Raw genomic sequence first — 24,100 nt, forward strand, 5'->3', positions numbered from 1 at the left:
AACCCATCGGTGGATCCGGGTTGAGCGAGCGGAGCGAGTCGAAACCACCGTCACCCGGGCTGGTCGCTTCCAGCCCGGGTGACAGGAGTTTCGACTCGCTCCGCTCGCTCAACCTGCGGGGGACGCACACTCAGCCGGCGGAGATGAGCACCCCGTCCATCGCATCGGCGACGGCGCGGCCCATGCGTTCGACGACGGCGTGGGCCTCCGGGCTCAGCAAGGCCATGTTGATGAAACCGTGGATCATCGAACCGGCGCGTTCCACCGTCACCGGCACTCCGGCCTTCTCCAGCGCGTCCGCGTATTCCAGGCCCTCGTCCCGCAGCGGGTCGAAGCCCGCGACCACCACGTGCGCGGGCGCGAGTCCCGACAGATCGTCGGCCAACAGGGGTGAGACCCGCGGGTCCGACAGCTGGTCGCGCGACTCCAGGTAGGTGTCGCAGAAGTAGTCGATCTGCGCTTCGGTGAGGAAGTAGCCCTTCGAGAACTCCTGCATCGAGCCGCGTTTGCGCGACATGTCGACGACCGGATAGATCAGCAGTTGCAGACACGGCACCACATCCTCCCCGCGCACCTGCTGCGCGACGACCGCGCTGAGGTTGCCGCCTGCGGAATCGCCCGCGACCGCGATCCGTCGCGGATCGATGCCCCAGTCCGGCGCCTTCCGAACCGCGAAACGCCAGGCTGCGAGCGAGTCGTCGACCGCAGCGGGGAAGACGTGCTCGGGGGCCAGCCGGTAGTCGACCGACAGGACGTCGGCGCCCGACGCGACCGCGAGGGCACGGACCGCCGAATCGTGGCTGGCCCGGCTGCCCAGCACGAATCCGCCTCCGTGATAGAAGACGATCAGCCCCCGGCCACGACCTTCGACGCTGTACCGCGTCGCGGGGACCGCGCCCGAGTCGGTCTCGATCAGCAGATCCTCTTCCACCGCGAAGTGCTCGAAGGTCTGGGCCATCATCGCGCTGTTGACCTCGATCGCCGCGCGCGAACCGGTCACCGACTCGCCGACCAGGGCGAGCGACGGAATGTACGCCGAGGCCGTCGCCACCAGAGCGAGAGAGGGGTCGAGGCGGTCACCATCACTGTTCACGGCGGTCAGGCGGCTCATCACCCCGCGGACGGGCGCCGGAATCTTGGCGGAACCCTTGAGGATCGACCGCTGGATCTTGATCGGGAGAGGCAGACGGACTGCTGTTGCACGACTCACAGCGCCGAACCTATCACCGCCCGATGGAACGGTCACCCGCCACGCACCACTAATAGACAGTTAACTGTGCAGTTTTCTGTTCTTTTCGCTACGCTGGAGCGATGTCGCAGAACTCTGCCGCCGACGTGGGCGATCATCTCCGCACCACGATCGCCGAGCTCAACCGGAAGCTACGCGCGCATTCGTCGGTGATGGACCTGACCCGGTCGCAGTCGGCGGTGATCAGTAGCCTCGACCGGCTCGGCCCCACCTCGACCGCGGATCTCGCCCGCGCCCACGGCATGCGACAGCAGTCGATGGCCGCGATCGTGTCGGCATTGACCGACGCCGGCGTCGTCGCCGGCTCCCCCGACCCGTCCGACCGGAGACGGATCCTCCTCGACCTGACCGAATCCGCCCGATCCGAACTCACCGTCGGCCGACTCGAACGAGCCGACTGGCTCGCGCACGCGATCACCGAGGCGCTCCGGCCCGACGAGGTCGAACGCCTCGCCGAAGCGGTTCACCTGCTGCAACGCGTCGCCGAACAACCGTGACCACGAACCAACGATTGAAGGAAGTCGCCCTATGACCGTCTCCGCACTCGACACCGGCACCGCCCTGATCGTCATCGACCTCCAGCGCGGACTCGCCGAACGAGACCTCGCACCCTTTGCCTTCTCGGACGTCGTCGCCAACGTCGCAGCACTCTCGGACGCCTTCCATGCCGCCGACCTGCCGGTGGTCATCGTGACCGTCGACGACGTCCCGCCCGGGCGCACCGATCTCTCCGGACCGCGCGCCGCCTTCCCCGACGGCTGGAGCGACGCGGTGAGCCCGTTCGCCGACGACGCCCGCGCACTCCGGGTGACGAAGCAGACCCCGGGTGCGTTCACTGCGACCGGACTCCACGAGAGCCTGCAGGAACGGGGCGTGACCCAGGTGGTCGTCGTCGGAGTCTCGACCTCCGTCGGCGTCGAGATGACGGTACGACAGGCCTTCGAACTCGGCTACAACGTGACCGTCGCACTCGACGGATGCAGCGACAGCGAGGGGACTCGCCACGAGTACAGCGCGACAGCCGTGCTGCCGCGGGTCGCCGAGACCGGCCTGAGCGCCGACGTGCTCGCCGAACTCGCTCGGCGGGCGTGACGACCGAGAGGCAGCATCGGACGCCGAGCCACCCCTTCGGCGTCGCCTTCACCGCGCCCCTCGTCCTGGCCTCAGTCCTCAACCCGATCAACAGTTCGCTCATCGCGACGGCGATGGTCGGGATCGGCGTCGACTTCCACCGCGGACCCGCCGACACCGCCGTCCTGATCTCGGTGCTCTATCTATGCAGCGCCGTCGCCCAACCGACGATGGGCAAACTCGGACCGCTGTTCGGCGAGCGTCGGGTGATGATCGGCGGAATCGTCCTCGTCCTGATCGCCGGAGTGATCGGCACCGCGGGGTGGTCGTTCGGCGCGCTCGTCGCCTCACGCGCTCTACTCGGCATCGGCACCTCGGCCGCCTATCCGATGGCGATGTCCCTCATCCGCCGACGAGCCGACGCCACGCAGAGCGGTGTTCCAAGCCGGATCCTGGGGATCTTCTCGATCACGGCTCAGGTGATCGCCATGGTCGGACTCCCGATCGGCGGCGTCCTGACCGGCGTGTTCGGCTGGCGTGCGGTGTTCTTCATCAACGTGCCCGCCGCGTCGATCGCGCTGGTCCTCGTGGCGATCGGCGTGCCGAAGGACGACGTGTCGATTCCCTCGGACCTCCGACGGACGCTGGCCGCCGTCGATCCGCTGGGGATCGCACTGTTCGCCTCCGCCGTCGTCGCCGCTTTGGAGTTCCTGCGGTCACCGAGCGTCCAGTCGCTCCGGCTCGGGGCGATCGCCCTGGCGCTCACCGCCGCGCTGGTGGTCTGGGAGCGCCGGTTCGCGACTCCGCTCATCGACGTGCGGATGCTCGCCGCCAATCGCCCGCTCGTCCGCACCTACCTGCGTCAAGCGCTCGCCGCGCTCGGGATGTACACCACGATGTACGGCGTCAGCCAGTGGATGGAGCAGTCCGCGGGCTACAGCCCGACCCGGGTCGGCGTCCTGTTGCTGCCGATGTCGGCGGTCAGCATCGTCGTGGCCGCGATCAGCTCCCGGCGCGGCGCGGTCCGCGTCCCGCTGCTGGCGACCGGCGCGGCCTTCGGCGCCGCGGGCCTGGTGATGCTGTTGCTGACGCACGACGCGCCGCTGTGGTCGTTGCTGGCGATGTCGTTGCTCATCGGTCTGGCCAACGGCCTCAACAGCTTCGCCAATCAGGCCGCCCTGTTCATGCAGTCGCCCGCGGACCAGGTCGGCGTCGCCTCCGGCCTGTACCGGACGTTCGCGTACATCGGTGCCATCACCTCGGCGAGCCTGATCGGCGCCGCGTTCGGGGACCACGCCACCGACGCGGGCTTCCACGTCGTCGGATGGGCGACGGTCGGGATCGGCGCCGCCGTGGCGCTGCTGACGGTCACCGATCGCGCGCTGCCGCGCCACGCCTGACCGACCTCATCGAGCCGTAATACCGGACGGCCAGGATCCACGGCACCGCCACGGTGATGAGTGCGTGGAGGATCCGCCAGGCCGGAAACGACCTCGCCGGCGAATCGTCGCCTGCATCACTGTCGTCCCCCATGGCCGCATGTTGCCACAGGCCCGCAGAAACCGCCGGTACTCATCGGTATGGGAAACTCGTGGAATGCCGGAAGCCTCTCGCCTCCCCGTCCGCACGCGCGCGGCGCTCGCCGCCGCCGCCACCGCTCGATGGGCCTCGCGCACCGCTGGTCGCGGCAAGGGCTCGATGATCGGCGGACTCGTCGCCGAGAAGATCGACCCCCGCATCATGTCGCGCCTCGCCGCCGGGAAGTCGGTGGCGCTCATCACCGGAACGAACGGCAAGTCCACCACCACGCGGATGACCGCTGCCGCGCTGGCCGGGCTCGGCGACGTCGCCACCCAGGCCGACGGCGCCAACATGGACGCCGGCATCATAGCGACCCTCAGCCTGCAGCAGGACGCACCGGTCGCCGCCCTCGAGGTCGACGAACTCCACGTCGCGCACGTCGCCGACAACACCGCGCCCCGCGTGTTCACCCTCCTGAACCTCTCGCGCGACCAGCTCGACCGTGTCGGCGAGATCAACATCATCGAGCAGAGCCTTCGCGGCGGCATCGCCCGCCATCCGGACGCGGTGGTCGTGGCGAACTGCGACGACGTGCTCGTGACGTCAGCGGCCTTCGACGCCCCGCACGTCGTGTGGGTCGCGGCTGGTGCGTCATGGGTCGGCGACTCGGTGAGTTGCCCGCGCTCGGGCGAGCCGATCATCCGCAATGGCGACGACTGGTACTCGACCGGTGACGAAGCCTTCCGGCGTCCGACCCCGCAGTGGTGGTTCGACGACGAGAACCTCTACGGACCCGACGGCTTCATCGCACCGATGACCCTGAAGGTCCCTGGACGCGCCAATCGTGGCAACGCCGCGCAGGCGGTCGCGACGGCCGTCGCGATGGGCGCCGACCCGGCCTCCGCGGTCCGAGCCGTCGGCACGGTCGGCGAGGTCGCGGGCCGCTACGGCACAGTGGAGCTGAACGGCCGCCGGATCCGCACTCTGCTCGCCAAGAATCCGGCGGGCTGGCAGGAGGCGCTGTCGATGATCGACGCCACCGCCGACAGCCTGGTGATCGCGGTCAACGGGCAGGTCCCCGACGGCGAGGACCTCTCGTGGCTCTGGGACGTTCGCTTCGAGGCGTTCGAGCAGGTGAAGGTCATCGCGTCCGGCGAACGTGCGGCCGATCTCTCGGTCCGGTTGTTGTACGCCGGCGCCGAACACACCGTGGTGGACGACCCGTTCGCGGCCATCGCCTCCTGCCCGCCGGGCCGCGTGGAAGTGCTGGCCAACTACACCGCGTTCCGAGACCTCGGAGTCGCACTCGAGCGAGCGGGCGCGAAGCCCGTCGAGAAGACCGTGGAGGACAACGCCTGATGAGCGAATCGACCCTGCGCATCGGCCTGGTCCTGCCCGACGTGATGGGCACCTACGGCGACGGCGGCAACGCCCTCATCCTGCGTCAGCGCGCACGCATGCGCGGCATCGACGCCGAGATCGTCTCGATCACCCTGGACGACGAGGTCCCCGAATCACTCGACGTCTACACCCTCGGCGGCGCCGAGGACTATGCGCAGCGCCTGGCGACACGGCATCTACTGCGGCATCCGGGTCTGCAGCGGGCCGCCGAGGCCGGTAGGCCGGTTCTCGCGATCTGCGCGGCCATCCAGGTCCTCGGGCACTGGTACGAGACGGCGGCGGGCGAACGCGTCTCGGGTATCAGCATGCTCGACCTGACCACCTCGCCGCAGGACGCCCGCGCCATCGGTGAGCTCGTGACGGCACCGCTGATCGAGGGCCTCACGCGACCGCTGTCCGGGTTCGAGAACCACCGCGGGGCGACGACTCTCGGACCTGCGGCCCGGCCCCTCGGCCGCGTCCGCAACGGCGTCGGCAACGGTGCAGGCGACCGCGTCGAAGGCGCAGTCCAGGGCAGCGTGGTGTCGACGTACATGCACGGTCCGGTCCTGGCGCGGAATCCGGAGCTGGCCGATTTCCTGCTGGCGAAGGCCACCGGCGCCGAACTCACCCCGCTCGACCTGCCGCAGGTGGATCGACTGCGCAAGGAACGACTCGCCGCAGCGCGGTAGGCGCTGCGAATAGGTCCTCGCCGCGGCGTCATCGAGACCCGCACGCTGTCTGTAAGGAAGGTCCTACATTTCCGCAGGTCACGGCTCCCGTCACAGCCGCTCCCAGGTTGGTCGAGCAGCCCGTGAACGAAGTGAGCGAGCGTGTCGAGACCTGCGTGCGGGATCTGCTAAGGAAGCTCCAGTATTTCCGCAGATCAGGCAAGAACGAAGTGAGTGACGAGATCAAGGCTGTCGTTTGGTGTCGCCTGGTGGCACCGAACGACAGCTTTAGTCCATCAGCGTGCGGATCTGTAAGAAAGATCCTGTATTTCCGCAGGTCACCGCCTCAGGATCGTCGAGTAGCCCCGGCGCGCAAGCGCCGCGGCGTATCGAGGCTCGTGTGCTGACGACGAGGCTCTCGACAACGCTCGCCTACTTCGTTCGCAGGCTGCTCGACGGACCTGGGCGGTGCTGATCGGCAGCTCTGGCATCGGCAGTGTTCGGTGTGACCACCAGATGGTCACGCCGAACACTGCTGATTTGAACTAATCGGAATGCCATGTTTTTCCGCAGGTCACCGCCTCTTTCGTCCAAATCCGTGAGCCGCTCCCAGGTTGGTCGAGCAGCCCGCGAACGAAGTGAGCGAGCGTGTCGAGACCTGCGTGCGGGATCTCGATACGCCGCGGCGCTTGCGGCGGACCTTCACATCATCAGGCGATCACGCGACAGCGAGCGCGTGTGTCGTCGACGGCGAACCAGCCCTCCTCGAACTGCTGCCATCGCGCCAGATGATCGCGATCGGCTTCACCGTCGCGCGCCACCGTGCGACGCAGTCGTTCCGCTGCGGGCGGACCGTCGATCCAGAATCGGCCGGTCAGGCGGTCGGCGGTGCTCCGACGCGCGGAAGTGACGCCCTCGATGATCAGGATCGGCTGCCATCGGATCCAGATCTCCGGCCCGACCTCCGGGGCCCCGTCGACCCACACCCGCGGCCGGTAGAAGTAGTCGTGGTTGCGCTCGTATGCCCGGATGATGTCGTGCTCGAGCTCCGGCCACCACGAGGCGGGATCGTCCCACGTCGCGTAGTCGTCGGTGCTGATGAGCACCGACTGCCGGCCACGATCGCTCAGCGCCCGCACCAGCTCCGCGGCGAAGGTGCTCTTCCCCGCGCCCGACGGACCGTCGATCGCGATGATCCCGTCGGTCAGTCCGCCGCGGACGGCGAGGTCGTCGGCCAGCCACGCCCAGTCGTGCGGGGCCGGATCGGGGTCCATCCGCGAGGCTTCGGCGGGCATCGGTCAGACCAGGACGCGACGGCCCGACAGTGCCCGGCCGAGCGTCAGCTCGTCGGCGAACTCCAGGTCACCACCCATCGGCAGTCCGGACGCCAGACGTGTCACCGACAGTCCGGGGAAATCCTTGAGCATCCGCAGCAGGTAGGTCGCCGTCGCCTCGCCCTCGGTGTTCGGGTCGGTCGCGACGATGATCTCCGACACGTCCTGGCCGTCCGGCTGATCGCCCAGGCGACGCAGCAACTCGCGGATCCGGAGCTGGTCCGGTCCGATTCCGGACAACGGATCGAGGGCGCCGCCGAGCACGTGGTACCGACCGTCGAACTCCTTGGTCCGCTCGATCGCGTAGATGTCCTTCGGCTCCTCGACCACGCAGATCTTGGTGGCGTCCCGACGCGCATCACCGCAGATCCGGCACAGCGTGTCCGCGGCGACGTTGCCGCACTCGGTGCAGAACGTGACGTCGTCGCGCACGTGGCCGAGCGCCGCGATCAACCGGTCGATCTCGACGTTCTCACCGGCCAGCAGGTGAAAGGCGATGCGCTGGGCGCCCTTCGGGCCCAACCCGGGAAGCTTCGCGAGTTGGTCTATCAGATCCTGAATCGGGCCTTCGTACATGGAACGTCCGTCAGCTCAGACCGGGCAGGCCGCCACCGCCGGCCAACGGTCCCATCTTGTCGGCGACGAGTGCGTCACGATTCGCCGCGAAGTCCGCGAAGGCCCCGACCACCAGATCCTGGAGGGTCTCGATGTCCTCGGGGTCGACCACGTCGCGGGAGATCTCGACCGACTTGATCGCGCCGGTTCCGTCACCGGTCAGGGTCACCAGCCCGTTGCCCGCGGTGCCGACCACCGCGGTCGCCGAGATCACCTCATGGGCGGCCTCCATCTGGCTCTGCATCTGCTGAACCTGAGCCATCAGGCCCGCCATCGGGTTCTCGCCGCCGGCTCCGCCACCGAACAATGCACTGGGATCGAATGCGTCAGTCACGGCACCCAGGGTAGTCGGTCCCATCAGCTCAGCAGACGGTCGACGTGCCCGGCGAGTTCGTCCAGCGTGACATCCGCTCCCGCGACCACCAGAAACGAGAGCACGTCGTCGCCGAACAACCGTGCGGCACGCGGCGCCAATGCGAACTCGAATCGATCGGCTCCGACCCGACGCCACTGCGCGACGCCGTCGTACACCGGTGCACTGGCGCCGGTCGTCACGCAGTACTCTCCCGCACGCGGACCGCCCGGCAGGTCCCGTTGAAGCTGAAAGCAGGCGTCGGACTCCTCGTCGAGGAACACGATCGCCTCGCACCCGAGATCCGGATGCCGCTCGTACGAGCCGATGATCGCCATGCCGCGAGGCTACTCGCCACCTCGGACAACCGGACGCCGCCCGGTCAGTGGGACGACCACGCCACCGCGCCCGCTGAGGAGCCCTACTGTCGACCGGGTGACGGCCGTCACTGCGACGGTCCGTGCCCATCCCAGGTATCGAACGGAGTACACATGACCGACTCAGGACGCTTCGCAGGCAAGGTCGCCTTCATCACCGGCGCCGCCCGCGGCCAGGGCCGCGCCGAAGCGGTGAAGTTCGCGTCCGACGGCGCCGACATCATCGCCATCGACGCCTGCACCGACTTCGCCACCACGCCGTACGCCGGCGCCACCGAGGACGATCTCGCCGAGACCGTGCGGCTCGTCGAGGCCACCGGGCGGCGCATCCTCGCGACCAAGGTCGACGTGCGTGACTTCGCCGGCCTGGAGGCCGCACTGAAGGCCGGCGTCGCCGAGTTCGGCCGCCTGGACTTCGTCGTGGCCAATGCCGGCATCTGCTCGGTCGGCATGTCGTGGGAGATCACCGCCGAGCAGTGGCAGGAGGTCATCGACGTGAACCTGACCGGCGTGTTCAACACCGCCAAGGCCGCGGTGCCGATCTTCCTCGAGCAGGGCGAGGGCGGCTCGATCGTCTTCACCAGTTCGCTGTCCGGGCTCAAGGGCACGCCGTTCACCGCACACTATGCGGCCACCAAGCACGGCGTCGTCGGCCTGGCCCGCGTGATGGCCAACGAGCTCGGCATGGACCGAATCCGCGTCAACACCGTCCACCCGGCGGGAGTCGCGACCGGCATGGATCTGGGCGGCGCCATGCAGCCCTACCTCGGTAAGTACGCCGCGACCCTCGGGCCGATCTACATGAACACCCTGCCCGACGAGTGGGCCACGCCCGAAGACATCGCCGACGTGGTCGCGTGGATGAGCTCCGACGAGGCCAAGCACATGACCGGCGCCGAGATGCGCGTCGACATCGGCGCCTCGAACCGCTGATCCGCATCCGACGCCGTCGCTGACGGCGGCCGACGCCGGGACGGTCGCCTTCACCGGCGGCCGTCCCATCGCACGTTCAGCGCACGGAGCGAGGCGATTCGAACGTCCGCTCCCGCCCCGAGAGCGGATCGGTGAACGAGAGCCGATGCGCGACCAGCGCCAGCGGACGGGAGAAGTCCCCGCGGTCCGGGGCTGCGGCGAGGTCGTGGTCGACCTCCGGGTACAGCGGATCACCGATGATCGGCGTCCCCAGTCCCGCCATGTGCATCCGCAGCTGATGCGTGCGGCCGGTCGACGGCAGCAGGCGGTACTCGGCGAGACCCTCTCCGTGCCGGACCGCCAGTTCGATGTCGCTGACCGCGTTCACCTCGCCCGGCACCACCCGCGCGCGAAGATCGCCCGCGGTCTTGACGATCCGGTTCTCGATGCGGACACGCTCGACCAGCGCGTCGTCGGCCCGCGCCAGCGCCCGGTACTCCTTGTGCACCCGGCGCTGCGCGAAGAGCTCCTGATACGCGGCGCGGACCTCGCGGCGTCGCGTGAACAGCAGGACTCCAGCGGTGAGCCGGTCGAGCCGGTGTGCGGGCGCCACCTCGTCGGATCCCAGCTCCCGCCGCAGTCGTACCAGGGCGGTCTCCGCGACATGTGCGCCGCGGGGCATCGTCGCCAGGAAGTGCGGCTTGTCGACCACTGCGAGGTCGTCGTCGAGATGAAGGATCGGCATGTCGAACGGCACGGGGAACTCCTCCGGCGGGTCCCGGTACAGGAACACCGGGACCGGCCGGAGCACCGGCGCGTCGAGATCCACCGGACGACCGTCCGCGTCGACGATCTCCCCGGCCGCCGCCCGCTCAGTCAGATCCTGTGACGTGAGGTCCGCCAACGACGGCGCCACCGACAACGCATCCATCACCGTCCACGCCCCCTCGTCCGGCGGCAGACGCAGAACCACCCGGGTGGCATCGATGCCATCCCGGGCGGCCAGGGGTTTGACGCGTCGGCGTCCTCGACGACTCAGGTCAGCTCTCGAGACGGTTCTTGAGATTGGTGAGCAGCGCCGTCTGAATACGGTTCAGTCCCTTGGGCGCGAACGTCTTCTCGAAGAATCCGCCGATGCCGCCCGCGCCCTTCCAGGTCGTCGTCGTCTCGACCTGCGAGCCGGAGCCTGCCGCGGTGACGCGGTAGGTGGTGACCATCGTCGAATTGCGATCGGTCTCGGTGATGGTGTCGCCGGCCACGGTCACGTCGGCCAGCACATCACGCTGACGCTTCTCGGTGGCCTGCAGGATCCAGTGCACGACGGTGCCCGCCCCGGTGCCGCCCTCGTCGACGCGGTAGTCCCGGTAGTTCTCCGGCAGCAGACCCTCGCGCACGTTCGCGTAGTCGACCAGGGCTGCGGTGACCGCCTCCGGGGCTGCATTGATCTGGATGGCCGCGCTGGCTGTTACCTGTCCCACGTCGGAAGGCTCCTCTTGAACTCGTCTTGGGTCGGAATCACTTCGTCCACCGTACTGGCGATCAGGCTACGGTAGGAATGTGGCTTTGAACGCATTCGAGTACGGCGACGTCGCCTTCAGTCGTGGCAAGCAGAGACTCCTCGACAGCTACCGAGCGATTCCGGACGGAGCCAACGTCCGCTTGGCCAAGAAGACGTCGAATCTGTTCCGGAAGCGGGCCGACACCACCGCCCCTGGACTGGACGTCTCCGAGCTGCATCGCGTCATCTCGGTGGACCCCGAGGAACAGACCGCGCAGGTCGCCGGCATGTGCACCTACGAGGATCTGGTCGACGCGACGCTGCATTACGGCCTTGCGCCCCTTGTGGTTCCGCAGCTGAAGACGATCACCCTCGGTGGGGCGGTCACCGGGCTGGGCATCGAGAGCACGTCGTTCCGCAACGGACTTCCACACGAGTCGGTGCTGGAGATGGAGATCCTCACCGGTTCGGGCGACCTGATCGTCGCGACGCCCGACAACGAACACCGGGACCTGTTCTTCGGATTCCCCAACTCCTATGGGACGCTCGGCTATTCGGTGCGGCTCAAGATCCGGCTGGAGAAGGTTCCGCCGTTCGTCGAGCTGCGGCACGTCCGCGTGCACAGCACCCGTGAACTGCAGGACCTGATGGCTCGCATCGCCGACGACCGCGAGTACCGCGGGGAGCGCGTCGACTACCTCGACGGCGTGGTCTTCACCGCCGACGAGGCGTACGCGGTGCTCGGCCGGCAGACCGACGAGCCCGGCCCGGTCAGCGACTACACCGACGAGCAGATCTACTACCGGTCGATCCAGCACGACGGCGACGAACCGAAACGTGATCGGCTGACCATCCGCGACTACCTCTGGCGCTGGGACACCGACTGGTTCTGGTGCTCCCGCGCGTTCGGTGCCCAGAATCCGCGCATCCGCCGCTTCTGGCCCGCCAAATACCTGCGCAGCAGCTTCTACTGGAAGCTGATCGGCTACGACCAGCGGTGGGACATCGGCGACAAGCTGAACGCCCGCAAGGGCCTCCCGCCCACCGAGCGCGTGGTCCAGGACATCGAGGTCCCGATCGAGCGGACCGCCGACTTCGTCGACTGGTTCCTCGAGGAGATCCCGATCGAGCCCCTCTGGCTGTGCCCGCTGAAGCTGGCCGAGCCGTCGCCGATCGGCGACGACACCACCGCCCAGCCGTGGACGCTGTATCCGCTGCAGCGCGGGAAGTTCTATGTCAATGTCGGTTTCTGGTCCGGTGTGCCCGTCACTCCGAACCGGCCCGGGCACACCAATCGGATCATCGAGCAGAAAGTCAGCGAGCTGGGCGGACACAAGTCGCTCTACTCCGAATCCTTCTACAGCCCAGAAGAATTCGACGACCTGTACGGCGGCGAGGCCTACGACGACCTCAAGCGCCGATACGACCCCCGCGGCCGTCTGCTCGGCCTCTACGAGAAAGCAGTGAAGCGCGCATGAAGCTGGCCCAGATCTTCGAAACCCTCGTCGGCGGCGACCTCGCCGTGCGGATCACTGCCTACGACGGCAGCAGCGCGGGACCCGAAGACGCCGAGTTCGGGCTGAACCTGAAGACGCCGCGCGGCACCACCTACCTGGTGACCGCGCCCGGCGACCTCGGGCTGGCCCGCGCGTACGTCTCGGGCGACCTCGAGCTGATCGGCGCCCACCCGGGCGACCCCTACGGAGCACTGCAAGCGCTGGCCGGCGACCTGAAGTTCACCAAGCCGAGCCCACTCGAACTCGCCCAGGTGGCGCGGGCGATCGGCATCGAGCACTTCAAGCTGATCCCGCCGCCTCCGCAGGAGAGCCTGCCTCGGTGGCGCCGGTTCGCCGAGGGACTGCGGCACAGTCGTGAGCGCGACGCCGAGGTGATCCACTACCACTACGACGTCTCGAACCGCTTCTACGAGTTGGTACTCGGCGAATCGATGACGTACACCTGCGCGGTGTACCCGACCCCCGAGGCCACGCTCGAAGAGGCGCAGGAGAACAAGTACCGACTGATCTTCGACAAGCTCAACCTGCAGCCGGGCGACCGCCTGCTCGACATCGGCTGCGGCTGGGGCGGAATGGTCAGGTACGCCGCCCGACAGGGCGTACACGCGCTGGGCGTGACCCTCTCCAGCGAGCAGGCGCAGTGGGCACAGCAGGCCATCGAGGACGAGGGCCTGTCGAAGTTCGCGGAGGTGCGGTTCAGCGACTACCGCGACGTGACGGAGACGAACTTCGACGCGATCTCGTCGATCGGCCTGACCGAGCACATCGGCGTCGCGAACTACCCTAAGTACTTCGGGTTCATGCGCGACAAGGTCCGTGCGGGCGGGCTCATCCTGAATCACTCGATCACCCGCCCCGACAACCGATCCCGCAGCAAGGCGGGACCGTTCATCGACCGCTACGTGTTCCCCGACGGCGAATTGACCGGCTCGGGAACCATCATCTCCAAGATGCAGGACGTCTCGCGTCTGGAAGTGCTCCACGAGGAGAACTTCCGGCATCACTACGCGATGACGCTGCGCGACTGGAACGCCAATCTGGTGGCGAACTGGGATGAGGCCGTCGCGGAAGTCGGCGAGGGCACCGCGCGCCTGTGGGGTCTGTACATGGCCGGCTGCCGCATCGGTTTCGAGCGCGACATCGTGCAACTGCATCACGTGCTGGCGACCAAGCTGCAGCTCGACGCGACCACCACCCTGCCACTGCGCCCCTGGTGGCAGCCGTAGGTCTCCGCGCTCGTAATTGAATCCCCGATTCCGCTCTATTCGGCCGCCACGGCCGAGTAGCCGCGGTATCGGGGATTCATTTACGTGTGGCTACTCCACCGGACGGGCACCCAGCTCCGACTTCAGCAATTCCAGCGCCACCTGATCGGGGTCCAGCCGGTCGTCCGGCGAACCCGACTGCGCCTGCGCGACCATCTCGTCGCGTTCGGCGTCGGTCAGCTCCTCGTCGGGGACCGGCGGTGCGGGTTCCGGTTCCTCGGGCGGCTCCGGCGGAGCGTCCGGGGTCTCGGCGGGCGCCGCCTGGCCGCCGCGCGGACGGCTGGGCCTGGTGTAGGTCTGCCTGCGCGGTTGCTCGGCCGCCGGGGCAGCCGGAGCACTCGGCGCCGCCGGAGCCGATCCGGGCTGCGCGTGCACGACGCCGACCGTGAAACCGTCGCCGAACACGTCGACGACCGCGGCGGTCAACGCCCGCAGCCCGCGGTCGTCGGAGAGCCGACCGACCAGTGCGGTGTGCGGATGGCCCAGCACGATCTGCGTACCCTCCACCTGGTGCACGAATGCCGCGGAGAGCATCGCCTCGAGGACCGTGCTCTGTTTCCGCACCGCGGCGCGGATGTCGGGCCATCGGGCTGAGACGGCGTCCACCGTGAGACCGGCGGGCTTCTCCGGCTCGGGCTCGGGCGCCGGTTCCGGTGTGCGAGCGGGCGGCCGCGCGTAGCCGTCGTCCGGCGGCGGCAGGTAGTCGGCATCGGTGGGTGGCTCATCCGGCGGCGGGATGTCGTCGTAGACGGGCCGCTGCGCGGGGGAACGACGCTGCTCCGGCGCCGGGCCCGGGCCCGGCGCCTCGGAGTTCGGCACCGCGGTCGCCGCGGCCCCTGCGGGAACAGCGTCCGCGTCACGGCGTGACTCAGTGTCCTCCTGCACGGGCGGTTCCGGTGCACGCGGATCGGAGACGGCCGGCGGATGCGGCGCCGGTTCGGGCGTCGGTTCCGGCGTGCCGGCAGAGGCGGACTCCGCTCGCGCGGGTTCAGCCGGGGGTGCGGGTTCGACCGGGGGCGTCGGCGCTTCGGGAGACGGCTCAGCGCGCACCGGTTCGGGTGTCGCGGCGGGCACCGGTTCCTTGTCGGGTGCGGTCGGGGCGGACTCGGCCACCACCGACGCAGGAGTAGCCGCCGCGGAGGCTTCGACGGTCGCCGGGACCTGCTCGGCGGCCTTGCGCTGGGACGGTCGGACGAAGCGGGGTGCGGGCTCGTCGACCGCGGGGGCCGACGGAGCCGGGGGCACCGCGGCGCCGGTCGGCGCCCCGCTGCCCGCGGGTCGTCGTTCAAGGATCTCGATCCGCTGCAGCAGTGCGGCGTCGTCGGCGGATGCCGCCGGAAGCAGGAGGCGCGCGCACATGACCTCGAGCAGCAGCCGCGGTGAGGTGGTTCCGCGCATCTCGCCGAGAGCGGTGTGCGCCACCTCGGCGAAGCGGGTCAGCGTGGCCGGGCCCAGCTTGGCGGCGGCGTCGTGCATGCTCGCCAGCTGATCGTCCGGCGCCTCGACCAGTCCGCGTTCGGTGGCGTCCGGGACGGCCTGCACCAGGATGAGGTCGCGGAACCGATCGAGCAGGTCGATGGCGAACCGGCGGGGATCGTGACCGGCGTCGACGACGCGTTCGACGACGTTGAACAGCGCCGACCCGTCGCCCGCGCCCAGCGCGTCGACCGCCGCGTCGATCAGGGCGGAGTCGGTGACGCCGAGCAGCGAGAGCGCGCGGTCGTAGGTGACGCCCTCGTCGCCCGCGCCGGCGAGCAACTGGTCGAGGATGCTGAGACTGTCGCGTGGGGAGCCGCCTCCCGCCCGGATCACCAGCGGGTACACCTCGGGCGCGACCACGACGTGCTCCTTGGCGCAGATGCCTTCGAGCAGACCGCGCATCACGGGCGGCGCCAGCAGCCGGAACGGATAGTGGTGCGTGCGCGACTTGATGGTCGTCAGCACCTTCTCCGGCTCGGTGGTCGCGAAGATGAAGATCAGGTGCTCCGGCGGTTCCTCGACGATCTTGAGCAGCGCATTGAAGCCCGCCGACGAGACCATGTGCGCCTCGTCGATGATGAACACCCGATAGCGCGACTCGGCGGGCGCGTAGAACGCGCGGTCGCGCAGATCGCGGGTGTCGTCGACGCCGCCGTGGCTGGCCGCGTCGAGTTCCACGACGTCGAGATTGCCCGGACCGCCGGGGCCCAGGGACACGCACGACGAGCAGGTTCCGCACGGCGTCGACGTCGGCCCCTGCTCACAGTTGAGCGACCGTGCCAGGATGCGGGCCGACGACGTCTTGCCGCAGCCGCGCGGGCCGGAGAAGAGGTACGCGTGGTTGATGCGGCCGGTATCGAGAGCTCGGCTCAGGGGCGCGGTGACGTGCTCCTGGCCGACGACTTCGGCGAAGGTTGCCGGACGATAGGTGCGATAGAGGGCCACGGACGCAAGACTACCGGCGGCCTCCGACAGCCGCGCCGGGGAGTTCAGTCCCCGACATCACCGGACTCCGCCGATACGCCACGATCGTCACCACCGACGTCACCACCAGGATCAAGGTGAACGGCTGCGTGGTGAACCAGTCGAACGTCGCCGGGTGCTTGAAGAACAGACCGGTGAGATATGCCTCTTCCACGCTGCGGTTGGCGTACCACATGGGGAACGCGAAGTGCGTCCGCCAGGCGACTGCCGACGCGACCCCGCCCACCGTGAGCAGGATCAGCCCGATCCGACGCCACCCCGACAGTTTCTCGGCGATCAGGTGGATCGCCACCACCAGGAGCGGAACCATCCACACCCAGTGGTGCGACCATGCGACCGGCGACACCGCGCAGGACGTCATACCGACGATCGAGAGCGCGAGCAGTTCCTGACCGTGCCGGTGCGCGAACACCGCGGCCGTCCCGGTGAGTGCGACCAGCAGCGCCGACAGCAGGAGCCACAGCAGCGTGCTCGGATAATCGGTGTGCCCGAAGTTCGCGATGGCGCCGCGGATGGACTGATTCCCGTAGGTCTGCGGCGAGGAGACACGGTCGGAATCGAACAGGGTGCCCAGCCAGAAGCTGGCCGACCCCGACGGCATGAGCAGGAATCCGACGGCCACCGATCCGGCGAATCCGGCCGCCATGCCCGCAGCGGCTCGCCACTGCCGGATCGCCAGCAGATATGCGCCGAACATCAGGGGTGTCAGTTTGATCCCCGCGGCCACTCCCGCGGCGACGCCGCGCAGCCTGCTGTTCTCCGGACGCACCAGATCCGCGACCACCAGAAGCATGAGGAAGACGTTGATCTGACCGAACCAGATCGTCGACCGAACCGGCTCGAGCAGGGCGCTCATCGCGACGACCGCCAGCGCGATCGTCCGCAGCCGCCACGTCACGTCGTGGCCGAGGCTCCGGAAGCCGAGTATCACGACCAGGTACAGGGCGACGAAGATGCCGATCGTCCACAGCAGGTGCGCCAGGCCCGCGGACATCCACGCGAAGGGCGCGAACAGCACCACCGAGAGCGGTGCGTAGGTGAAGTCCATCTGGCCGAGGAGCTTGGCGTCGTAGAGGTCGCCGCCGTCGAGTGCGACCTGCGCACCGGCACGGTAGACGTCGAGGTCCAGGAAGTTCTGGAACAGTCCCCAGTACGGCTCGGTGAACGGGATCAGGGAGTGCTGGAACCAGATCGCCAGCAGTCCGGCGACGACGAATCCGACGACCGCGGGGGTCGACCGCTCGAGCTTCATCGCGCCGTCTATCCGTCCAGCAGCACCTCGGTCGCGGCGAGCAGCGCGCAGGTGGCGACGCCGTCCATGGCGGTCGCGAGCTCGTCGATCGACGGGAAGGTCGGCGCGAGGCGAATGTTCTCGTCTCGGGGGTCGTTCTTGTACGGATATGTGGAGCCGGCGGCAGTGAGCGCGATGCCGGCTTCCTTCGCGAGCGCGATGGTCCGCTTCGCGGCGCCGTCGATCACGTCGAGGCTGATGAAGTACCCACCCTCGGGATGAGTCCAGGACGCGATCTTGCTGTCGGCGAGGCGCTCCTCCAGGATCTCGAGGACCTTCGCGAACTTGGGCGCGATCAGCGCGCGGTGACGGGCCATGAGCTCGCGCACGCCGTCGGCGTCGCGCAGGAACATCAGGTGCCGCAGCTGGTTCAGCTTGTCGGGTCCGATGGTCGAGACGCCGACGTTCTTGACGTACCAGTCGAGGTTGTCCTTCGACGACGCGAAGAACGCGACGCCGGCGCCGGCGAAGGTGATCTTGCTGGTGGAACCGAAGACGTAGACACGGTCGGGGTGGCCCGCCTCCGCCGCGAAGTCGAGGATCGGCAGCGGCTCGGGCTCCCGCTCGACGAGCGTGTGCACGGCGTAGGCGTTGTCCCAGTAGATGCGGAAGTCGTCGGCGGCAGGCATCGCGACGAGCTTGCGCGCGACCTCCTCGGACACCGAGTAGCCGGTGGGGTTCGAGTAGGTCGGGACGAGCCACATGCCCTTGATCGACGGGTCGGCGGCGGTCAGGGCCGCGCAGGCCTCGACGTCGGGGCCGTCGGGGTTCATCGGGACGGTGATCATCTCGATGCCGTAGCGCTCGGTGATCCCGAAGTGGCGGTCGTAGCCGGGGGCGGGGCACAGGAACTTGATCGGCTCTGCGGACCACGGCTGTGCGGAGTCAGGAGTGCCGCTCAGCAGTGCGTGCACGGTGATGTCGTGCATGATCTGCAGGCTCGCGTTGCCGAGCGCGATGGTGCGATCGGCGCCGGTGCCGAGGAGTTCGCCGAAGATCTCGCGCAGGCCCGGCAGTCCGGTGACGCCGCCGTAGTTGCGGCAGTCGGTGCCGTCGGGACTGGTGTGGACCTCGCCCGGCAGCGACAGCATCTCGTTCGAGAGGTCAAGCTGGTCGGGGGCGGGCTTGCCGCGGGTCAGATCGAGTTTCAGGCCGGCGGCCTGGAGAATCTCGTAGCGCTTTCGCAGATCGTCTTGGGTGGTGCGAAGTTGGTCGACACTCATCGAGTGAAAGTTCAACGTGGAACCTCTCCCACAGACCCTGCCTTGCGGCGGCTGCAGATGTAACGCTTGAAAAAAGTTAAGCGGACCCCGCGCACCCGAGAGAGCCCGTTGACCCTTGCTGCCTTCCGGCCCTGGGGGAGTTCACAGGATGCACGCCGCGCGGGATCCGTAGATCAGTGTAGCGGGTCGTTTTGGGTTCCATGCACCCCACCCGCTACCATCGTTCTGCCTGGAGGATTCGCCTAGTGGCCTATGGCGCTCGCCTGGAACGCGGGTTGGGTTAACAGCCCTCAGGGGTTCGAATCCCCTATCCTCCGCAAATGGAAGATCCCCCCGCCCCCGAGGAACTCGGCGGCGGGGGGATCTTTCGTTTGCACTCGAACAGAGCGGATTCGGGAGGAGTCGAGCGATGGAGTCCCCTATCCGGCGGCGACGAGCAGACCCGATCCGGCAGCAGCGAACCGACGGTTCCCCTTATTCGGTCGCACGTCCCCCACCTCCCACTACCCTCACCCTCATGCCCGACACCGTCCCCGCCCTCCTAGCCGAACTGCGCGCCCTCGACGACCCGCGAACGCGTGCGATCAACGAGCGGCACGGCGACGACCACGGTGTGAACCTGACCAAGCTGCGCGCAATCGCGAAGCGGCTCAAGGCACAACCCGACCTCGCCCGCGGCCTGTGGGCGACGGACGATACGGCCGCACGACTGCTCGCGATTCTGATCAGCCGGCCACGTGACTACTCCGCCGCGGAACTGGACGCGATGCTGCGCGAGGCGCACACACCGAAGGTCCACGACTGGCTGCTGGCGAACCTGGTCAAGAAGAGTCGGCACTGCGAGGAACTACGTCTGACGTGGATCGACGACGCCGACCCCGTCGTGGCGAGCGCCGGCTGGCATCTGACGAGCGTTCGGGTCGCGAAGGCCTCCGACGACCTCGATCTGCCCGGGCTGCTCGATACCGTCGAAGCCGAGATGAAAGACGCACCGGCTCGCCTGCAGTGGTCGATGAACGAGACGCTCGCACAGATCGGCATCGCGCACCCCGACCTGCGGCCCCGAGCGATCGACATCGGCGAGCGCCTCGAGGTGCTGAAGGACTACCCGACGCCGCCGAACTGCACCTCGCCCTACGCGCCGATCTGGATCGCCGAAATGGTGCGGCGCAAGCAGGAGTGACCGACCCTCCACTCGTCGCCCACAGACTGTCGAGTCATCGCTCAGAGGGAACGACGATTCGACAGACCGCGACCGGGCGCCGTTAGAACAACCGCTTGAGCAGGTTGGTCTCGGCGAGGTCGACCAACTCGTCCCCGCGACCCGACATCACGGTCCGCAGCGCGTACAACGCGAATCCCTTCGCCTGCGCCGCGGAGACGGCGGGCGGAATCGACAGTTCCTGCCTGGCGGTGGTCACGTCGAGGAGCGCCGGACCGTCGTGCGCGAGGAAGTCGCGGAGCGCCGCCGGCAGAGCCGAGGCGTCGGTGACCCGGCGGCCCCAGATGCCGATGGATTCGGCGAGCGCCGCGAAGTCCGGGTTCTCCAGGTCGGTGCCGAAGGTGACGAATCCCGCGGCCTTCATCTCGAGCTCGACGAAGTTGAGCGACGAGTTGTCGAAGACGACGACCTTCACCGGCAAGGAGTTCTGCACGAGGGTGAGCAGTTCCCCCAGCAGCATCGCGAGTCCGCCGTCGCCTGCCATCGCGATCACCTGCCGATCCGGGTCCACGGCAGACACGCCCACGCTCTGCGACACGGCGTTGGCCATGGACCCGTGGCTGAATGAGCCGATGAGGCGGCGCCTGCCGTTCATCCGCAGGTACCGCGCGGCCCAGACGACCGGCGAGCCGACGTCGGGCACGAAGACGGCGTCGTCAGCCGCCGCCTCCGAGAGGAGCTTGGTCAGATACTGCGGGTGAATCGGATCCCCGTCGCGCGAGGGTGTCGCGAGATCATCGAGTCCCGCACGAGTCCGCGCGTAGTGCTCCCGTGCCGCGGTGAGGTGCTCGTCGCTGCGCCCCTCGGTCACGAGAGCGGTCAGCAGCGGCAGGGTGTCGACCGCGGTGCCGAGGAGCGGCAGGTCGACTCGGCAGCGACGCCCGATCTGACTGCCCCGGATGTCGAGCTGGATCGTATACGCCTCCGAAGGCAGGAACTGCGGGTACGGGAAGTCGGTGCCGATCATCAACAGGGTGTCGCAGTGCTCGATGGCACGGTAGCCCGACGAGAATCCCAGCAGCCCGGTCATACCGACGTCGTAGGGATTGTCGAACTCGACGAACTCCTTTCCTCGCAGCGCATGCACGACAGGCGCCTGCAGCGCTGCGGCGAGCTCGACGAGTTGATCATGTGCACCGTCGACGCCTGCCCCGGCGAGGATCGTCACGCGCTTGCACTCATTCAGCCGGACCGCGGCCAAGTGCAGCGACTCGTCGTCGGGATGCATCACCGTCTGGGCGGCCCGGATCCGGGACACGCGGGCGGGCCGCTCGACCTTCTGCAGGAACAACTCCCCCGGGATCACCAATACCGCGACGTCCCGCTGTTCCACCGCGGTTCGGATGGCGATGTCGAGCAGGTGAGGCAATTGGTCGACGGTGGTCAGCGTCTCGCAGAAGGCACTGCACTCGGCGAAGATCTGCTCCGGGTGCGTTTCTTGGAAGTAGGTGGTCCCGACGTTGGCGGCCGGAATCTGCGCTGCGACGGCGAGTACCGGCACCCGCGACCGGTGAGCGTCGTAGAGTCCGTTGACCAGATGGAGGTTGCCCGGGCCGCAGCTGCCCGCGCACACGGCCAGTCCGCCGGTGATCGCGGCGTCTCCGGACGCCGCGAATGCCGCGCCTTCCTCGTGTCTCACGTGCATCCATGACAGGTTCGTCGACGTCCGCAGCGCGTCGGTGAAACCGTTGAGTGAATCGCCCGGGATGCCGTAGATCCGGCGGACCCCGGCCGCCTCGATGGTGTCGACGATGAGATCGGCGACGGTGTAGCTCATGAAGTCTCCTCTCCTGGTAAGTCGACGGGTTCTTCGACGAACTCGTCCTGATCTGCGCCCTCGGCCGGCCGATAAGTGATCGCGGTGTTCGCGAACGCCAGCACCGGCACGGCGAGCAGACCGCCGACGATGCCTGCGACCATCAGGCCGATGGCGATCACCAGGATCACTGCCACCGGATGCAGCTTCACCGACCGGCCGAGCAGGAACGGCTGCAGCACATGGCCTTCCACCTGCATCACGACGATCAGCACGACCACCACCAGCACCGCGGTGAACCACCCGTGCGTCGCGAGCGCGACGAGGACCGCGAGGGATCCGGCGGCCACCGATCCGACGATCGGGATGAACGCGCCGAGGAAGATGAGCGCCATCAGCGGCATCACCATCGGAACGCGCAGGATGGCCAGGCCGATCCCGATGAAGACCGCGTCGATGAACGCGACGAGCACCGTGGCGCGCACGTACGACTGCAGCGTGCGGTAGCCGGCGTCGCCGGCGCCACGCACGTGGACGCGATGCGCCGACGGCACGATCTTCGTGACGAAGTCCCAGATCCGATGCCCGTCGTACAGGAAGAAGATCAGCAGGAAGATGGTCAGCAGGGCGGCCGTCACCAGCTTGGTGGCCACCGTCGCGGTGTCGAGCGCCCCCGTCGCGATGCTGGCCTCGTGTTCCTTGAGCCAGGTGATCATGTCGTTGCTGACGTTGCGCAGGCTGTCGGAGTCGAGGTGCAGCCGTCCGGTCTCGAGCCACCGTCGGGCCTTCGCGATGGAGGCGGCGACGTCGCCGGACATCCGCGGGACGCCGACGATCAGCTGCTGGACGACGAAGGTGAGTCCGGCGGCGATGATCGCGAACGTCAGCACGACCGCCGACAGGACGCCGGCCGACCGTGGTACCCGGTGCCGCTGCAGCCATGCGACCAGCGGCGACAGCAGCGCCGACAGCAGGATGGCGATCGCAACCGGGACGAACACCTCCTCCGCGTACAGGAAGAGCTTGCCGAGGGCATACAGTCCCGCGGCGATGATCAGCAGCCGCCACGTCCACGCGGCCGCCGCCCGCACGCCCGGATGCACCTGGGCTGCAGCCCAGGTCGGATCGTTCGGGGTCGGGCCGTCGCCCGGTTCGCCGGTCACACGGCGAGCTTACTTCGACCCGCCGACACACGAGTGGGGTCGCAGGACGGGGTCGAATCCGCGACGGGTCAGAAGCGGAGCGTGATCGGCGACGCCGCACCCAGCGACAGCGCCGCCAGCGCGGCCGGGGAGATCCCGGAACGGAACTGCGTGGCGATGCCGGCCACGTCCTCGCTGCGCGACAGCCGATCGACCTCGGCCCGGGTCAGGTCGAGATCGGCGATGTCGACCCGGCGCAGCGCGTCGTCGCCGTTCATGTCCGTGGTGGAGGTCCGCAGGCTGAGGACGGCCCGGTTCCCGTCGATGCGGATGATCGGGTCGGCGAGCGCGATCTCGAGGAGATGGAACTTGGTCGCCGCGACGACCGTGCCCCGATATCGCAGTTCGCCGTTCCCGTCACGGACGGTGTTCGCGATCAGCGCGAACGACATCCGCCCGGCGTCGTCGACGCCCGCTCCCTCACTGCCGGACAATGCTCCCGCGGTCGTGGTGCGCACCGTGTCCGCGAAGTTCGGCGAGTACGGCCACACGAGATTCCGCGGCGCGGGCTTCGGGGTGTTCGGGCCCGGCTGCGTCGAATAGTTCAACGGCACCGCGAGTTCCTGGGCGGCGTTCACCGCATCGGCGGCGCCGAACGTGTAGATACCCCAACGGCCGTCGGCTCGGACGTCCTTGGGCGTCGCCAGCGTGATCCGCGCGGTGAACTCGCCGGTCCGGCTCAGTGGCACCCATTGCTGACGGACGGTGCGGCGCATGTCGAACGGTGCGTCGGGAACCCGGTTCAGGGCCCCCGGCGAAAGCGCCCACTTGGTCTGTGCCCGAACGGTGGTGCGCGACGACTCGGGCGCCCCCTTCGACGGCTGCCACTTCGGCGCGAACGCACCGAAGGTGATGAACGTGCCGTGCGGAACGCCCGGCGGAACCGGAACCGGGAGACCCGCGGTGTTCGACGCCGGGTCGAAGCCCGAGCCCTTCACGACCACTCGGTCGCCCGGGCGGAGCACAGTGCCCGCGACCGGGGTGACGCCGTCCGCGAGGAACACCTCGATCGCCGGCTTCCAACTCGCCGCCGCGGCGGTCGGGACAGAAGTCGCGGTCAGCGCTGCGGCCGTCATACCGGCTACCAGCACCGAGACGAGGCGAAGGAGCATTCTCATAAGCCGAGCCTAACCTATCTCGCATTCGCGGCGAATGGGACCAAACCCCTCCACCCGGCCCGA

At 68.4% G+C, this 24,100-nt stretch carries 22 protein-coding genes, 1 tRNA gene and 1 other RNA gene; 10 read left to right on the plus strand and 14 right to left on the minus strand.

The features are described from left to right. Positions 1-130: 130 nt before the first annotated feature. On the minus strand, positions 131-1,210 hold the full coding sequence (locus SCNU_RS11160) for an alpha/beta hydrolase (RefSeq protein WP_009679477.1): 1,080 nt from the start codon (positions 1,208-1,210) through the stop codon (positions 131-133). A 101-nt stretch (positions 1,211-1,311) separates the two neighbouring features. Between SCNU_RS11160 and SCNU_RS11165 the strand changes: the two genes are divergently transcribed. The 5 genes from SCNU_RS11165 (at position 1,312) to SCNU_RS11185 (ending at position 5,913) form a co-directional block, all read left to right on the plus strand. Further along, positions 1,312-1,746 carry a MarR family winged helix-turn-helix transcriptional regulator gene (locus tag SCNU_RS11165; RefSeq protein ID WP_009679478.1) on the plus strand — a complete coding sequence of 145 codons (435 nt, stop codon included), beginning with the start codon at positions 1,312-1,314 and terminating at the stop codon, positions 1,744-1,746. Between the two features lie 31 nt (positions 1,747-1,777). Then, positions 1,778-2,341, plus strand: coding sequence for an isochorismatase family protein (locus SCNU_RS11170; protein ID WP_009679479.1), 564 nt, complete (start codon positions 1,778-1,780; stop codon positions 2,339-2,341). After that, on the plus strand, positions 2,338-3,720 hold the full coding sequence (locus SCNU_RS11175; RefSeq protein WP_009679480.1) for an MFS transporter: 1,383 nt from the start codon (positions 2,338-2,340) through the stop codon (positions 3,718-3,720). Before SCNU_RS11170 ends, SCNU_RS11175 begins: the two co-directional genes overlap by 4 nt. 196 nt (positions 3,721-3,916) lie before the next feature. Further along, complete coding sequence (locus SCNU_RS11180) at positions 3,917-5,200, plus strand: MurT ligase domain-containing protein (protein WP_009679481.1); 1,284 nt, start codon at positions 3,917-3,919, stop codon at positions 5,198-5,200. Next, positions 5,200-5,913, plus strand: a complete 714-nt coding sequence (locus SCNU_RS11185; protein WP_009679482.1) for a type 1 glutamine amidotransferase — start codon at positions 5,200-5,202, stop codon at positions 5,911-5,913. The genes SCNU_RS11180 and SCNU_RS11185 overlap by 1 nt, the downstream gene beginning before the upstream one ends. 689 nt (positions 5,914-6,602) lie before the next feature. On the opposite strand, the gene SCNU_RS11190 is transcribed toward SCNU_RS11185, so the two are convergent. From SCNU_RS11190 to SCNU_RS11205, 4 genes are read right to left on the minus strand one after another with little or no spacing between them, the layout of a single operon-like run. Continuing rightward, entirely contained in the window at positions 6,603-7,166 is a 564-nt protein-coding gene (locus SCNU_RS11190) for a uridine kinase family protein (protein ID WP_009679483.1), read from the minus strand. A gap of 24 nt (positions 7,167-7,190) precedes the next feature. Beyond that, positions 7,191-7,802: a recombination mediator RecR gene (gene recR / locus SCNU_RS11195; RefSeq protein WP_009679484.1), complete on the minus strand. Its 612-nt coding sequence runs from the start codon at positions 7,800-7,802 to the stop codon at positions 7,191-7,193. A gap of 10 nt (positions 7,803-7,812) precedes the next feature. Beyond that, the gene (locus SCNU_RS11200; RefSeq protein ID WP_009679485.1) at positions 7,813-8,199 is read right to left on the minus strand and encodes a YbaB/EbfC family nucleoid-associated protein; all 387 of its coding nucleotides are present in this window, start codon (positions 8,197-8,199) and stop codon (positions 7,813-7,815) included. Beyond that, the gene (locus SCNU_RS11205) at positions 8,199-8,531 is read right to left on the minus strand and encodes a hypothetical protein (protein WP_009679486.1); all 333 of its coding nucleotides are present in this window, start codon (positions 8,529-8,531) and stop codon (positions 8,199-8,201) included. The genes SCNU_RS11200 and SCNU_RS11205 overlap by 1 nt, the downstream gene beginning before the upstream one ends. A 153-nt stretch (positions 8,532-8,684) precedes the next feature. Between SCNU_RS11205 and SCNU_RS11210 the strand changes: the two genes are divergently transcribed. Next, the gene (locus tag SCNU_RS11210) at positions 8,685-9,503 is read left to right on the plus strand and encodes a mycofactocin-coupled SDR family oxidoreductase (RefSeq protein WP_009679487.1); all 819 of its coding nucleotides are present in this window, start codon (positions 8,685-8,687) and stop codon (positions 9,501-9,503) included. A gap of 76 nt (positions 9,504-9,579) precedes the next feature. Here SCNU_RS11210 and SCNU_RS11215 read toward each other — a convergent pair whose 3' ends face one another. Next, on the minus strand, positions 9,580-10,455 hold the full coding sequence (locus tag SCNU_RS11215) for a pseudouridine synthase (protein WP_009679488.1): 876 nt from the start codon (positions 10,453-10,455) through the stop codon (positions 9,580-9,582). Positions 10,456-10,522: 67 nt separating this feature from the next. Next, positions 10,523-10,960: an SRPBCC family protein gene (locus SCNU_RS11220; RefSeq protein ID WP_009679489.1), complete on the minus strand. Its 438-nt coding sequence runs from the start codon at positions 10,958-10,960 to the stop codon at positions 10,523-10,525. Between the two features lie 85 nt (positions 10,961-11,045). Here SCNU_RS11220 and SCNU_RS11225 point away from each other — a divergent pair, with 85 nt between their 5' ends. Then, positions 11,046-12,458 (plus strand): FAD-binding oxidoreductase, encoded by a 1,413-nt coding sequence (locus SCNU_RS11225; protein ID WP_009679490.1) that lies wholly within the window; start codon positions 11,046-11,048, stop codon positions 12,456-12,458. Next, positions 12,455-13,723 carry a class I SAM-dependent methyltransferase gene (locus tag SCNU_RS11230; protein ID WP_009679491.1) on the plus strand — a complete coding sequence of 423 codons (1,269 nt, stop codon included), beginning with the start codon at positions 12,455-12,457 and terminating at the stop codon, positions 13,721-13,723. Before SCNU_RS11225 ends, SCNU_RS11230 begins: the two co-directional genes overlap by 4 nt. Before the next feature lie 90 nt (positions 13,724-13,813). Here SCNU_RS11230 and SCNU_RS11235 read toward each other — a convergent pair whose 3' ends face one another. From SCNU_RS11235 to ffs, 4 genes are all read right to left on the minus strand, one after another. Further along, positions 13,814-16,186, minus strand: a complete 2,373-nt coding sequence (locus tag SCNU_RS11235) for a DNA polymerase III subunit gamma and tau (RefSeq protein WP_009679492.1) — start codon at positions 16,184-16,186, stop codon at positions 13,814-13,816. 10 nt (positions 16,187-16,196) lie between these two features. Then, on the minus strand, positions 16,197-17,477 hold the full coding sequence (locus SCNU_RS11240) for a glycosyltransferase 87 family protein (protein WP_009679493.1): 1,281 nt from the start codon (positions 17,475-17,477) through the stop codon (positions 16,197-16,199). Positions 17,478-17,485: 8 nt separating this feature from the next. After that, positions 17,486-18,754, minus strand: coding sequence for an aspartate aminotransferase type Ic (locus tag SCNU_RS11245; RefSeq protein WP_040518250.1), 1,269 nt, complete (start codon positions 18,752-18,754; stop codon positions 17,486-17,488). Between the two features lie 60 nt (positions 18,755-18,814). Further along, positions 18,815-18,911, minus strand: an RNA gene (gene ffs, locus SCNU_RS20185) — signal recognition particle sRNA small type. Between the two features lie 59 nt (positions 18,912-18,970). Between ffs and SCNU_RS11250 the strand changes: the two genes are divergently transcribed. Further along, positions 18,971-19,056 (plus strand) — tRNA-Ser (locus SCNU_RS11250). Between the two features lie 200 nt (positions 19,057-19,256). Beyond that, entirely contained in the window at positions 19,257-19,922 is a 666-nt protein-coding gene (locus SCNU_RS11255; RefSeq protein ID WP_009679495.1) for a DNA alkylation repair protein, read from the plus strand. 82 nt (positions 19,923-20,004) lie between these two features. On the opposite strand, the gene poxB is transcribed toward SCNU_RS11255, so the two are convergent. From poxB to SCNU_RS11270, 3 genes are all read right to left on the minus strand, one after another. Next, a complete protein-coding gene (gene poxB / locus SCNU_RS11260; protein ID WP_009679496.1) occupies positions 20,005-21,738 on the minus strand; it encodes a ubiquinone-dependent pyruvate dehydrogenase in 1,734 nt (577 codons plus the stop codon). Beyond that, positions 21,735-22,880, minus strand: coding sequence for an AI-2E family transporter (locus SCNU_RS11265; RefSeq protein ID WP_009679497.1), 1,146 nt, complete (start codon positions 22,878-22,880; stop codon positions 21,735-21,737). The genes poxB and SCNU_RS11265 overlap by 4 nt, the downstream gene beginning before the upstream one ends. 68 nt (positions 22,881-22,948) lie before the next feature. Further along, positions 22,949-24,037, minus strand: a complete 1,089-nt coding sequence (locus tag SCNU_RS11270; RefSeq protein WP_040518252.1) for an HtaA domain-containing protein — start codon at positions 24,035-24,037, stop codon at positions 22,949-22,951. Positions 24,038-24,100: the final 63 nt, after the last annotated feature.

Origin of the sequence: Gordonia neofelifaecis NRRL B-59395, from assembly GCF_000192435.1 — a bacterium.
GTDB classification, from domain to species: domain Bacteria; phylum Actinomycetota; class Actinomycetes; order Mycobacteriales; family Mycobacteriaceae; genus Gordonia; species Gordonia neofelifaecis.

Coding starts and splice junctions, on each gene's coding strand:
- SCNU_RS11165 (WP_009679478.1), top strand. CDS start 1,312: ATGTCGCAGAACTCTGCCGCCGACGTGGGCGATCATCTCCGCACCACG.
- SCNU_RS11170 (WP_009679479.1), top strand. CDS start 1,778: ATGACCGTCTCCGCACTCGACACCGGCACCGCCCTGATCGTCATCGAC.
- SCNU_RS11180 (WP_009679481.1), top strand. CDS start 3,917: ATGCCGGAAGCCTCTCGCCTCCCCGTCCGCACGCGCGCGGCGCTCGCC.
- SCNU_RS11185 (WP_009679482.1), top strand. CDS start 5,200: ATGAGCGAATCGACCCTGCGCATCGGCCTGGTCCTGCCCGACGTGATG.
- SCNU_RS11190 (WP_009679483.1), bottom strand. CDS start 7,166: ATGGACCCCGATCCGGCCCCGCACGACTGGGCGTGGCTGGCCGACGAC.
- recR (WP_009679484.1), bottom strand. CDS start 7,802: ATGTACGAAGGCCCGATTCAGGATCTGATAGACCAACTCGCGAAGCTT.
- SCNU_RS11200 (WP_009679485.1), bottom strand. CDS start 8,199: ATGGGACCGACTACCCTGGGTGCCGTGACTGACGCATTCGATCCCAGT.
- SCNU_RS11205 (WP_009679486.1), bottom strand. CDS start 8,531: ATGGCGATCATCGGCTCGTACGAGCGGCATCCGGATCTCGGGTGCGAG.
- SCNU_RS11210 (WP_009679487.1), top strand. CDS start 8,685: ATGACCGACTCAGGACGCTTCGCAGGCAAGGTCGCCTTCATCACCGGC.
- SCNU_RS11230 (WP_009679491.1), top strand. CDS start 12,455: ATGAAGCTGGCCCAGATCTTCGAAACCCTCGTCGGCGGCGACCTCGCC.
- SCNU_RS11240 (WP_009679493.1), bottom strand. CDS start 17,477: ATGAAGCTCGAGCGGTCGACCCCCGCGGTCGTCGGATTCGTCGTCGCC.
- SCNU_RS11255 (WP_009679495.1), top strand. CDS start 19,257: ATGCCCGACACCGTCCCCGCCCTCCTAGCCGAACTGCGCGCCCTCGAC.
- poxB (WP_009679496.1), bottom strand. CDS start 21,738: ATGAGCTACACCGTCGCCGATCTCATCGTCGACACCATCGAGGCGGCC.
- SCNU_RS11270 (WP_040518252.1), bottom strand. CDS start 24,037: ATGAGAATGCTCCTTCGCCTCGTCTCGGTGCTGGTAGCCGGTATGACG.